We start from the raw sequence: 12,273 nt of genomic DNA on the forward strand, positions 1-12,273 counted from the left end.
TCGGTGCGCGACCTGGTCGAGCCCGTCGTGGTGGGAAACCGCTTCACCGTGTTCCTGCTTGCCGGGGTCGGTCACGAGGACCTCGTGTCGAGGTTCCCTGAGCGGCTCCGGGTTCACCCGCAGGACGGCCCCGTATTCGGGGTCGTACCAGGGCCCGCGCCGCTGTGGGCGGGAGGTGGAGACCCGCCCGATTTCGATATCGCGTTGGCGCCGTCCGGATTCGCGAGAACATCCGGTGCGGCCTGCTGAGGCTCCGGACGAAGCGACAAATGGTTGGACCAGGTTCGTTCTCCACCTCGCAGGATTCTCAGCGAGCGGGTTCGAATCCGGCCAACATTTGCTCGAGTGCGGCCTGGTCGGGTCCGACGAAGGCATCGGCCTGCGGCGCGGTGGCGAGCATGTCGAGATACTCCGCAGTGCGCCCGTCCGCCGGGGGCAGGTGAGTGCTGAGTAGTCGTCGGGGATCGAGAGCGCTCAGGGTTGACACGGTGGCCAGGAATTTGTCCTGGTCCACCGTGTGAACCCAGGGGCTGTCGACGGTGGCCCACAGGTGCTGGGCAGCGCGCACCGTGGTCGGCGTGCAGTAGCCGATGTCGTCGGCGGTGGCGAGTTCGGCGGTCTCCATCGGCGCCCCTAAGCAATCCGAGGAGAAGTAGGCCTCGCTGCGGTCGTCGTAGAAGCCGACCGTGCTGGGATTGTCGAACAGCGGCGGACGCAACGCCGTCAGCGTCCGATCGCCGACGTCGAGGGATTGACCCGGATTGAGCAGATAGACCCGGTCCATCGGCACGGGCCGTGCGCACGACATGATGCCTACGCCCGCGAAGGTCGTGATCAGGCGGGCGCGCGGTGCCGCGTCGAGCAGGTCGAACAGCGCGCCGGTGTGATCGCGGTCCGGATGCGTCAGCCAGATCCACTCGACGTCCGCGGCGTCGAGCACCGATCCCAGGGCGTCCATGAACCCGCGTTCGGGCAGACTCAGTCCGGTGTCGACGACGACGGGTTCGGCGGCGTGCAGAACGTACGCGTTCACCGGCAGGTGTCCGATCCCCGGTACTTCCAGTTCGTCGCTGAGAGCAGTGACGTCACGTCGGATTCTGTTGATACGCATAAGAACTCTCCTCAGTCATCGTAGTCGACGCGGATCAGTGACCTGGCGATCGCGGCCAGTTCGGCTTCGGTCGGCTCGTATCCTCGCGGAACCTTCAGCCCAAGTTCGAACGGGGTGGCCCCGTCATCGAGAGCTGCCCGGAATGCGGCGCCTGCCTCGGCGGGGGTGGACTCGAGTAGCAGGGCCCGCCCCCCGGCGGACACGGCCCCGGTGGGTGACCGTCACGGGTGCACCGCCGGCGAAGTAGCGCCGCCACGGACGCTCGGTGAAGACGAGCGTCTGACCGTCGACGTCGTGGAGGCATACCGGCACCCGCAGGGTACGCCCGGTACGACGGCCGGTGAACTCGATCAGTCCTTGGCGCCGGATGCGCCGAACCGAGTGACCGGGTTGTGATGACCCGCCGGACCAACGGATTGACCAGCGGCATCAATTGGGGCGGCGGCGGGCTCAGCCGCACATTCGTGGTATCGGTTTTGGACATGTCACCGACGCTAGGCCCGACGCGGAGGGGGCACCATTCCACAATTCTGGTATATCCGATTGCCGATCCGCGCTCGTACGATTGACTCGTGAGCGTGGATTCCGTTCAGTGCGCGGTAGACAAGGTCGCACGATTGTGCGCCGCCCCAAGCGGGCTGGTCTCGCTGTGGCGGGACGCGTCGGACGTCGTCGCGGGGTCGTCCCGTACTACTGGACACCGTGCTGGTTCACCCTCGACCCCGTGTCCTTGCTGATGACCAGTCATTATCACTTCGGCATGGATGAGTTTCCCGGGGAATGGTTGGCCGCCGAGTATTACGAGGACCACGTTCAGTCCGTCCCCGACGAAATGCGTTCCGCGGATGGGGTTTCCACGTTGCACGAAGCGGCGCACGGTGATCCGTCGGGAAGTCCGCGCTGGCGCCGGAACCGGACGCTCGGCGGCGACCAGGAGCTGATCGCACGGTTACGCACGCGCTCGGGAGAAACGTGGGGAGCGCTGAGCCTCTATCGCGACGAAGAAATGCCGATGTTCTCCGAAACCGAGAAGTCGTTCGTGAAGGAGATCGCGCCGGTCCTCGCGGGTGGTGCCCGCCGCGCACTGCTGTACGGGCAGGCCTGGGAACCGGAGTATGCCGATTCGCCGGGTCTGCTCGTTCTCGACGGGAACTGGAACATCGAATCCGCGACGCCCGGGGTCGACCGGTGGATGGTGGATCTGCCGAGTGGGGATTGGGATCGGGACGAGTTGCCGGCCGCGGTGATCATGCTCGCCGGTCGTGTGTTGCGGTGTGTGGAAGACCGCGATCGGCTGGGTGACGTGGCCATCTCGCGGGTGCTGTCGCGGTCGGGTGCGTGGTTGGTGCTGCACGGTGCATGCCAGACGTCGACGGACAGGCGGCGGATCGCGGTGATCGTCGAGCCGGCGCACCCGAGTCGTCTGTATCCGCTGCTGATGTCGGCGTACGGGCTGACCGAGCGGGAGAAGGAGGTCACGTCGATGGTGTTGCAAGGGGCGTCGACTTCGCAGATCTCCGCCGAGCTTCACGTGTCGGCGCAGACCGTGCAGCAACATTTGAAGAGCATCTTCGACAAGACCGGCGTGCACAGCCGACGGGACCTGGTCGGCAAGGTGTTCTTCCATCACTACGAGCCGCGGTTCCGTGACAACGAGAAACGCACGCTCGACGACCGACCGCTCCGGGGTGGCCCCTGGCCCACGGATCGTCGGCGCCGCACAGATCAGTAGCCGAACCCTATCCATAAGCCACGAAAATCCCGTTCAGCATCCAAGGCTTTCCCCTCCGCGATCTCGAGAGCGGTGCTGCGGTGGATCTCCTCAATGGTCTGCCGCGCCGCACCGATCCGGCGCGACGCATCATTCGCGTGGCCGCTGCCAGGCGATTGATTTCTTACAAGAGCGACAGCTCACGACCCGCTAAATTTGGAGCACCAAAGCAGAGGAGAGCCCCATGGGCAAGGTGGTCATGTACAGCTCGGTGTCGGTGGACGGCTTCATCGCGGACGAGAACGACCAGCCCGGACCGCTGTTCGATTGGTTGTCTAGCGGTGACGTCCCGTTGGACGAGAGCGGCGAGATCAAGATGTCGCAGACGTCCTACGACTACACCCGGCCGTATTGGGACCAGATCGGGGCGACAATCGTCGGCCGCCACGTCTTCGACATGACGGACGGCTGGGACGGCAAGCCTCCGGGCGGAATCGACCACGTGATCGTCGTGACGCACCGGCCGAAGCCCGAGGGCTGGGACCCCGAGGCGCCGTTTCACTTCGTCGACGGCGTCGACGCAGCCGTGGCCAAGGCGCAGGAGCTCGCGGGTGACCGCATCGTCGAGGTCGCCGCTGGCGACGTCGGTGGCCAGGTGCTTGCCGCGGGTTTCGTCGACGAGGTGCGCATGGACGTCGCACCCGTGGTGTTCGGGTCCGGCAAGCGTTTCTTCGGGTCGGTCCACGCGCAGCACCTGTTGGAGGATCCTGACGTGGTGATTCAGGGCAATCGGGTGCTTCACCTGCGCTATCGGGTGCGCCGTTGACCGATCTGAGCGGGTACGGGAAGAAGTCCACCGCGAACGGTGACACAAGATCGAGCCTCCGGCTGCGTTTGCGCATCGCTGTCCCTGGTCGGGCAGCCGACGCCGATCCGCCCCAGCACCTCACCTGCGGCAAGTTCAACAACCCGAAGCGAACCGAGTTCACCCCTGTGCCCGCCGCGATTGACGACGCGCTGGCCGCCGATCCGAACGAGTGGGACGGCGAACGCGGAGCTCACGAGTCAGACTGGGTCACCTCGGGTCTGGTCAACGAACCAGGCCGCAATCTGTGCTCGTGAGGTGAACCCGAGCTTGGTCAGGATGTGTTCTACGTGGCCTTGGGCGGTACGGTCCGAGATGACGAGATTCTTTGCGATCGCCCTGTTGGTCAAACCCTTTGCTACCAGGTCGGCGACCTGCCATTCACGTTTGGTCAGGTTCGTCGCGATACCGGCGGGCCGCGTCGTGTCCCTGGGCTGTTCGTTCAGGGCATACACAATGGCATCGTGCGTTCCGAGCGCGCGCCCTTCCCGATGGGCGGCGTGAAAGGCGCGCTCACCGAGTGTGTGGCGAATCCGGCGCTTGTTCTCTTCATGGTGGACGAGGAGGTAGGGGAACATCACCGTCGAGCTGCCCACCGTGTTCCCCAATTCTTCGGCGGCGCCCATTAGTACCGCAGCACGCGTTGCACGGCTCTCGTCACAGAGCCACGCGAGGGATTCCAGACACACAGTGACGGTAATCTGGTCGTCCGCCAGTCGGCCGAGCCGCAAACTGTCTTCAAGCAAGCGGGCGGCACGCTTGGAGTCTCCCTGCTGCCAAACCGCAACACCCATGGACCACAACGAGTACGAACGATATATCGACTCGCCCAGATCCTCCGTCATCGCGATTACCCTCTCATGACTTGCCATCGCCCGCGGAATGTCTCCCCGCAGTCCGTATGCCGAACCCAGTAGATACTGAACTGCAACCTTCCGATGGTCATCGTTCAGTGTCGCGTATAGGGTGCGGGCTTCTTCCAGAAGTCCGCTCGCGCGCTGGAGGTCGCTGTTGTTGAGCGCGAGTAACCCTTCTGCTTGGGCGACGAGTGCACGCGTCATCGGGTCGTCGATCTGCTCAGCCAAGGATCGCCCCTCCTCGACCAGGGCAGTCGCAGCGGGGATGTCACCCTGAAGTTCGGACAGCACGCTGCCGTAGTACAGGGCTTTGACTCGTGTCACGGTGGGCTGCCGTGGATGGCAGGCGAGGGCTCGGTCGAGCCAGTATCGTCCCTCGGTGAGCTTGCCGCGGGTAAGCCAGAAGGGATACAGCGCAGCTGCGATCCGCAGCCCGGCTTCGGGGTCGGTATCGCCTACCTCGGATAGGCACAGCGTCATCGCCTCACGCAGATTCGACTCCTCGCGCCCGAGCCGTGCGATCCATTTCAACTGCTGGGAACTGACCCACTCCGCCTCCGCTGTCAATGCCAGCTTCTCGTACCAATCCCGGTGCCGCGAGCGCAACGCCTCGTAATCACCGGACTGCTCTGCTTTGTGTCGGCCGTAGTCACGTACCGTCTCGAGAAGGCGGAAGCGGACCACTCCGCCCGGAGCCTCCCTGATGAGGATCGACTTGTCGACCAACGCTGTGAGCACGTCGAGCAGATCCTCAGGAGCCTCCTCCCCCACGCAAATGCCTTCCGCCGCGTCCAATTCGAAGCTCCCGGCGAATACCGACACTCGTGCCCACAGCTGCTGTTCCGAGGAACTGCACAGGTCGTAACTCCAGTCCATCGACAACCACAGCGTCTGTTGGCGCCTCGGCGCACCGCGACGTCCCAGGGTCAGCAGTTTGTACCGGTCATTCAGTCGTTCGGCGATTTGGTCGGCGGACATCGCCCGCAACCGCGCGGCCGCCAACTCGATCGGCAGGGGTAGACCATCAAGTGCCCGGCAGATGTGCGCTACGGTGATCCGGTTTTCCTCGGTCAACTCGAACCCGGACACCGCAGCGGCGGCACGTTCCAAGAACAGCGTCACGGCGTCATACTGGGAAAACCCGCGCAGGGACGACTCATCGTCCGCGTCGGGAATCGTCAGCGGCGGTACGCGCAGCACCGCTTCCCCTTCGAGACCTAGGACCTCCCGGCTCGTGGCCAGAATCCGCAGCTCGGGACAGGTCCGAAGCAGTTTCCCGGCGAGCGTGGCGACAGCGTCCACCAAACGCTCGCAGTTGTCCAGAACAAGCAGAAGGTTGCGTGTGGCGAGGAACTCCGCAATGACGCGTTCAAGCGGTCGTGCCGAGCGATGATGTATTCCGACGGCCGCAGCGACCGCATCCACGAGCAGTGACCGCTCGTTCAGTTCGCCTAGCTCGACCAACCTCACACCGCCGCTGAACCCGCGCCGCGCCTCCGTCGCAACGCGTAGCGCAAGGCGCGTTTTGCCGACCCCGCCGATCCCGGTCAAGGTGACCAGACGGGAACTGGACAACTTCGCCTTGGCGTCGGTCAGCTCGCGACGGCGGCCTACGAAGCTGGTGAGATCCGACGGAAGATCTCCCGCCGATCCCCATGTTGACGGCGGGATCGCGTTATGGAGGAGGCCGGCGGTGGAGCGGCGACGGGCTCTTGGCTGGTCTTGTGCGGAGCGCTTCGCGCCACGTTCGGGGAGCAGGTCCATCTCTTCGACCGGTAAATCGTGAGCGAGCAGACTCCGGCGTAGTTCGTCACCGAACTGCGCCGCGCTGAGGGGACGCTCCCGAGGATTTGCTGACATAGCGTGTTCGATGGCCGCGCTGACATCATCCGGAATTCCCTGCTCGCGGAGATCTGGTACCGGTTGGGTAGTGATGCGAATGAACTGTGCGACTATTTGCTCGCCGCTGTGACGTTCAAAAGCTGCGTGCCCGGTCACGGCCGAGAACAAGGTCGCGCCGAGACTGTAGATGTCTGCGGCCGTGCTGGGCGGCTCCTCTCCCTCGAGGACCTCGGGGGCTGTGAAAGCCGGGGATCCGGTGAGAATGCCCGTCGAGGTCTCGAATCCCCCAGCAAAGTGAGCGATGCCGAAGTCGGTCAGGGCCGGCTCGTCGTAATCGGTGATCAGGATATTCCCCGGCTTGACGTCTCGATGGAGGATGCCGAGCCGGTGCGCGGTCTCGAGCGCGCCGGCCAACTTCACGCCGAATCGCAGAGCCTCGTCCAACGCGAGTCGGCCATGCCGACGGATTCGGGTGTCCAACGAACCGTGCGAGTGGTATTGCATCACGATGTAGGGCCGACCACTGGTTGTGGTTCCAATGTGGAGCACATTAGCGATGTTCGGGTGACCCGTAAGGCGGCCCATCGCCCGCTGCTCTCGAAAGAACCGGGCCCGGTTGTCTTCGTCCAGATTGGCGGTGAGGACCTTCACCGCGACAGTGCGGTCCAGCGAGGGTTGCCCACAACGGTAGACAAGACCGAAGCCGCCACGTCCGATTTCGTGGACCTCCGTAAACCCTGCCGTGGTCAACTCCGCAACGACGGCGGACGCCACGTCACGCTGAGTCTCGAGCGGATCACCATTTGCCATGCGCAGCTGGCGATTCACTCGATCCGGCGGTACCCCAAAGACACAGCATTTTTTGTCCCTCAATGATCTGAATTCAGGGTAACGCCACCTGCCACCGAGTCGGGGCAATTGGGTTGATCGAATCGTCGATACCGACCGTCTGGTCCCGTTGCAGTCGCCTGGGGAGTCCTCACCCACGATCGACGAAACGGCCAGAACGGCAGGGCGTAGACCCTGGCCAGCGATGTGAGAGAGGTGACCTGGGCACCAAGCGACGCATCCGATACTCGGCTGTCGGGCCGCAGAACTTCGCCGCCTTCTCCGGGGAGCGAGACGGGAATGAGAAGATTATGCTGTGCAGTTCCGGCAGCTCGAGTACCTCGTCGTTCTCTCGCGTGAGAAGCACTTCACTCGCGCAGCGGATGCATGTGCTGTCTCTCAACCGGCTTTGTCGGAGGCGATCCGCAAACTGGAGATCGAACTCGATCTGCCGCTGATCGTTCGAGGCCGCAAGTTCGAAGGCCTCACGGTGGAGGGCGAGCAGATCGTACGTTGGGCTCAGAGAATTCTTGCCAACCAGGAATCACTCCTACACGAGGCCGCCAGCCTACGGTCGGGCGTCACCGGCACCCTCCGAATCGGGGTCATTCCCACCGCATCCGCGACAGTCGCCGACCTGTCGAGCCCATTGTGTCTGCGGCATCCCCTCATCACGGTGCGTCTCGCCGAAGACCTGTCCTCGAGCGAAATCACAGCTCGGCTCGATCGCTTCGAGCTCGATGGCGGCATCACTTACCTCGACGACGACATCGCCCTGCGCTATCACACTTTCCCGCTCTATCGCGAGCGATACGCACTCTTGACCGCCGACGACCCGGCCCACCCGCGCCGCGCCGACATCTCCTGGAGCGAAGCGTCGACGTTGCCGATGTGCACTTTGCCGTCGATCATGCGCGGCAGGCGCATCCTCGACGACTATTTCGCCGACGACGGAGCAGTCCACACCGCACAAGTCGAAACCGATTCCATCGCTTCCCTCTATGCCCACGTCAAGACCGGGCAGTGGGCTGCAGTGGTGCCTCAGGTGTGGTTCAAAGTATTCGGTGAACCACCTGGCCTCCGGTCCACTCCACTCATCGAAGGTCGCACAGCTCCAGTGGTCGGGTTGATCACCCGCGCAGAAGGCCCGTCGTCCCTCCTCGTTCAGGCTCTCGAAGCGACGGCTTCGGTCCTCGACCAGACATCATCGGCAACGCCTATCGACCAGTAGGACGGGCATCTTGGACACCACCCATATCCGTGGTGCATCCTCGACCGACTGTCTGTAAACCTGGGGAAGGCTGCACTGCTGATGGCTCGTCGAGACGACTACGAATACGACGAGCACAGCATCGTCGTGACGAAGAACAAGCAGTACGCCGCAGGCGTACCGGCGGTGCTCGTATCACTTCAACGCGGCATGTCACAGATGGGTGCTACGCGCACCGCTGCCACTCTCGCCAAACTCAATCAGCGCAAAGGCTTCGACTGCCCCGGCTGCGCCTGGCCGGAAACACCCGGCCACCGCAAGCACGCCGAATTCTGCGAGAACGGCGCCAAGGCCGTCGCCGAAGAAGCCACCAAACGGACCGTCGGCCCAGCCTTCTTCGCCGCACACTCCATTGACGATCTCCTCGGCCGCACCGAATACTGGCTCGGACAGCAGGGACGCCTCACCCACCCCATGGTGCTACGCCCAGGCGCCTCACACTACGAACCAATCGAATGGGATGACGCGAACCGCATCATCGCAGACGAACTGAACGCGCTGGGTAGCCCACATGAGGCGATCTTCTACACCTCTGGCCGAACGTCCAATGAAGCAGCGTTCCTCTACCAGTTACTGATTCGCTCCTTCGGCACCAACAACATGCCCGACTGTTCGAACATGTGCCACGAATCGTCCGGCAGCGCACTGACCGCCTCGATCGGCATCGGCAAAGGATCGGTATCCGTTCCGGATATCGAGAACGCCGACCTCATCCTCATCGCCGGCCAGAACCCGGGCACCAACCATCCACGCATGCTGTCCACACTCGAAAAGGCCAGATCCAACGGCGCCCGGGTTATCGCCATCAACCCGCTTCCCGAAGCCGGACTGCTGCGGTTCAAAGACCCACAGAAGGTTCATGGTGTCATCGGCGACGGAGCCGCGATCTCCGACGACTTCCTGCAGATCCGCATCGGCGGCGACATGGCCCTCTTCCAGGGGCTGGCCAAACTGCTCGTCACCGCCGAGGACGCCGCACCAGGCACCGTCCTCGACCGACGCTTCATCGACCGCCACACCGCGGGGTTCGACGCTTGGCTCGATCACATCCGCAGAGTCGATCTCGGCACGGTCGTCGACGCCACCGGCCTGACAATCGAACAACTCCACGACACAGCGCAGGCCCTGATCGAGTCGAACGCCACCATCATCTGCTGGGCGATGGGACTGACCCAGCAAACACACGGTGTTGCCACGATCGAAGAAGCCGTGAACCTGCTGCTGATGCGCGGCATGATCGGTAAACCCGGAGCTGGGGTATGCCCCGTCCGCGGGCACTCCAACGTCCAAGGCGACCGCACCATGGGCATCTGGGAGAAGATGCCAGATTCGTTCCTCGCCGCCCTCGACACCGAATTCGGCATCACCTCACCACGAGAACACGGGCTCGACGCCGTCGACTCCATCCGCGCGATGCGCGAACGGCGAGCCTCGGTGTTCATGGCAATGGGCGGCAACTTCGTGTCCGCCACGCCCGACACCGACGTCACAGAGGCCGCCCTCCGGAACTGTTCGCTGACCGTCCAGGTGTCCACGAAACTCAACCGCAGCCATCTCGTTCACGGCCGCACCGCACTGATTCTGCCGTCGCTCGGCCGCACCGACAAGGACGTCCAGGCGACTGGCAAGCAGTTCGTGACCGTCGAGGATTCGATGTCGATGGTCCACCGTTCCCGCGGAAGTCTTACCCCGTCGAGCATCCACATGCGCTCCGAAGTCGCCATCGTCTGCGGCATCGCCGAGACGCTGTTCGGCCCCGGCCATCCCGTGCCGTGGACATCGTTCACCGCCGACTACGATCTCATCCGGGATGTGATCTCGCGCGTCGTGCCCGGCTTCGACGGCTTCAATACCAAGGTCCGACAGAAAGAGGGGTTCGGACTCCCCCACCCGCCGCGAGACTCACGCACGTTCCAGACGGAGACCGGTAAAGCGAACTTTGCCGTCAACGACCTCGTGTGGCTACCTGTCCCGCCTGGCCGACTCATGTTGCAGACCATGCGAAGTCACGACCAGTACAACACCACCATCTACGGTCTCGATGACCGCTACCGCGGCGTCAAAGGCGGCCGGCGAGTTCTGTTCGTCAACGCCCGCGACATCGAAAAACTCGGATACCGAGACGGCGACCACGTCGACTTGATTTCCGAATGGAAGAACCGGAGCGGGAACATCGAAGAACGACGAGCCGACAACTTCCGACTCGTCGCCTACCCCACGCCTGTCGGCAACGCCGCCGCCTACTACCCCGAAACCAATCCCCTCATTCCCCTCGACCACGTCGCAGACAAATCGAACACCCCCGTCAGCAAAGCCATCCTGATCCGGCTCGAGCACCGACCCTGATGGGACGCATCACTACCCGACGCCCCATCGTGCGCGTGCGTGGACCGAACTCCACAACTCGGCCCGACACACTCGTCGTCGAGGAACCACTCGAAATCCGTGTCGGAGGCGCCCCGCTCGCGGTCACCATGCGCACCCCCGGCCACGATGTCGAACTCGCGCACGGCTTTCTCCTCACCGAAGGAGTCATCAGCAGCGTTGACGACGTCGCTTCGGCCCGCTACTGCGACGGAGTGGACGACAACGGCCTCAACACCTACAACGTCCTCGACATCACCCTCACCGTGGGCATCCCCCCACCGCAACCCGGTGTCGAACGCAACTTCTACACAACCTCCTCATGTGGAGTATGCGGGAAAGCGTCACTCGACGCCGTTCGCCTCACGACGGTCCATTCCCCGGCCGAGGACACCACCACGGTGCATGTCGATGTTCTGGCGACACTGCCCGACCGACTACGCCAGTCGCAGAAAGTATTCGACAGCACCGGTGGCTTACATGCAGCCGCACTTTTCGATCAGGACGGGCAGCTACTCGCCCTCCGCGAAGACATCGGCCGACACAATGCCGTAGACAAGGTCGTCGGCTGGGCAATCGCTCAACACCGCATCCCCTGCCGGGGCAGCATCCTCATGGTCAGCGGTCGCGCCTCGTTCGAACTCGCCCAAAAAGCCGCAATGGCAGGCATACCCATACTTGCCGCAGTCTCCGCGCCGTCCTCACTCGCTGTCGACCTCGCAGACGAAACAGGACTAACACTCGTGGGGTTTCTTCGTGGCCAGAACATGAACCTCTACACCCACACCCATCGGGTAATGCGGGGCTGACCACGTGAAATGCGCGAGCCCGCGGTAGGCCCCAAGAATCGAACCGGTCATAGGTGTACTCGACCCAGGGGCCTTCCCGTCACACTCGACGACTTCGGCGACGCTGAACCCGTCCACTCGTCCTGCCAGCTCTTCGAGCACCGACAGCCCTGTGCTATCGGGTAAGCGGGCTGTAGAAGACCAAGCCGTTGCCGTTATTGTCGTAGACCACTGCACGGCGTTCGTGTCCGTGGTCATACGGGCCTCCCACAATGCCACCGCCGTTGGCTTCCACGGTCTTCGCCGCACTGTCGACGTCGGCGGTCCTTATGCCGACGACAACTTGCCCCGGCATGGGGTGGTCGACCGCAGTCGCCAACGCGACGGTGATAGTCCCTCCATCTAGGGCCGCGAAGTGGTCCCCGTCGCGGAACTTCAACGGCATTCCCAGGGTCTCGCAGTAAAACCGGACCGATTCGTCCAAGTTGTCGGTCGACAGGACGATCATTCGCACATCATGCTCGCTCAATTTGAGTCTCCCTGTAATGGCGTCACTGTTCCGTTCCACGTGCCGCATCGACGATCGCGTAGTCCGCAGTATTCGGCTGTGTAACAGTGTATTTGAAGATTCGAGGTC

The 12,273-nt window shown here is 63.5% G+C and carries 10 protein-coding genes and 1 pseudogene; 7 read left to right on the forward strand and 4 right to left on the reverse strand.

Annotated features, from left to right (window positions below; all coding sequences use genetic code 11):
• The first annotated feature begins 3 nt into the window (after positions 1-3).
• Positions 4-249 (forward strand): hypothetical protein, encoded by a 246-nt coding sequence (locus tag R4P95_RS23665; protein ID WP_213572189.1) that lies wholly within the window; start codon positions 4-6, stop codon positions 247-249.
• A 58-nt stretch (positions 250-307) separates the two neighbouring features.
• Here the strand turns inward: R4P95_RS23665 and R4P95_RS23670 are convergent, their stop codons facing one another.
• A complete protein-coding gene (locus R4P95_RS23670; protein WP_317744780.1) occupies positions 308-1,111 on the reverse strand; it encodes an MBL fold metallo-hydrolase in 804 nt (267 codons plus the stop codon).
• Between the two features lie 11 nt (positions 1,112-1,122).
• On the reverse strand, positions 1,123-1,314 hold the full coding sequence (locus R4P95_RS23675) for a hypothetical protein (protein ID WP_249353778.1): 192 nt from the start codon (positions 1,312-1,314) through the stop codon (positions 1,123-1,125).
• A gap of 7 nt (positions 1,315-1,321) precedes the next feature.
• Between R4P95_RS23675 and R4P95_RS23680 the strand changes: the two genes are divergently transcribed.
• The 3 genes and pseudogenes from R4P95_RS23680 to R4P95_RS23690 all read left to right on the forward strand — a co-directional run bounded on the left by R4P95_RS23680 (position 1,322) and on the right by R4P95_RS23690 (position 3,648).
• Entirely contained in the window at positions 1,322-1,507 is a 186-nt protein-coding gene (locus R4P95_RS23680) for a hypothetical protein (RefSeq protein WP_249353780.1), read from the forward strand.
• A gap of 176 nt (positions 1,508-1,683) precedes the next feature.
• Positions 1,684-2,843: pseudogene (locus R4P95_RS23685) on the forward strand (helix-turn-helix transcriptional regulator).
• Positions 2,844-3,066: 223 nt separating this feature from the next.
• Positions 3,067-3,648: a dihydrofolate reductase family protein gene (locus tag R4P95_RS23690; protein WP_317744779.1), complete on the forward strand. Its 582-nt coding sequence runs from the start codon at positions 3,067-3,069 to the stop codon at positions 3,646-3,648.
• Positions 3,649-3,887: 239 nt separating this feature from the next.
• Here R4P95_RS23690 and R4P95_RS23695 read toward each other — a convergent pair whose 3' ends face one another.
• The gene (locus tag R4P95_RS23695; protein WP_317744778.1) at positions 3,888-7,196 is read right to left on the reverse strand and encodes a protein kinase domain-containing protein; all 3,309 of its coding nucleotides are present in this window, start codon (positions 7,194-7,196) and stop codon (positions 3,888-3,890) included.
• Positions 7,197-7,530: 334 nt separating this feature from the next.
• Here R4P95_RS23695 and R4P95_RS23700 point away from each other — a divergent pair, with 334 nt between their 5' ends.
• The 3 genes from R4P95_RS23700 (at position 7,531) to fdhD (ending at position 11,657) form a co-directional block, all read left to right on the forward strand.
• Positions 7,531-8,445 (forward strand): LysR family transcriptional regulator, encoded by a 915-nt coding sequence (locus R4P95_RS23700; RefSeq protein ID WP_213572193.1) that lies wholly within the window; start codon positions 7,531-7,533, stop codon positions 8,443-8,445.
• An 81-nt stretch (positions 8,446-8,526) separates the two neighbouring features.
• Positions 8,527-10,830, forward strand: a complete 2,304-nt coding sequence (locus tag R4P95_RS23705; protein WP_317744777.1) for an FdhF/YdeP family oxidoreductase — start codon at positions 8,527-8,529, stop codon at positions 10,828-10,830.
• Positions 10,830-11,657, forward strand: coding sequence for a formate dehydrogenase accessory sulfurtransferase FdhD (gene fdhD / locus R4P95_RS23710; RefSeq protein ID WP_317744775.1), 828 nt, complete (start codon positions 10,830-10,832; stop codon positions 11,655-11,657). Before R4P95_RS23705 ends, fdhD begins: the two co-directional genes overlap by 1 nt.
• A gap of 154 nt (positions 11,658-11,811) precedes the next feature.
• On the opposite strand, the gene R4P95_RS23715 is transcribed toward fdhD, so the two are convergent.
• Positions 11,812-12,165 carry a VOC family protein gene (locus R4P95_RS23715; protein ID WP_317744774.1) on the reverse strand — a complete coding sequence of 118 codons (354 nt, stop codon included), beginning with the start codon at positions 12,163-12,165 and terminating at the stop codon, positions 11,812-11,814.
• Positions 12,166-12,273 lie beyond the last annotated feature (108 nt).

This window comes from Rhodococcus sp. IEGM 27 (assembly GCF_033142305.1).
Lineage (GTDB): Bacteria > Actinomycetota > Actinomycetes > Mycobacteriales > Mycobacteriaceae > Rhodococcus_F > Rhodococcus_F oxybenzonivorans.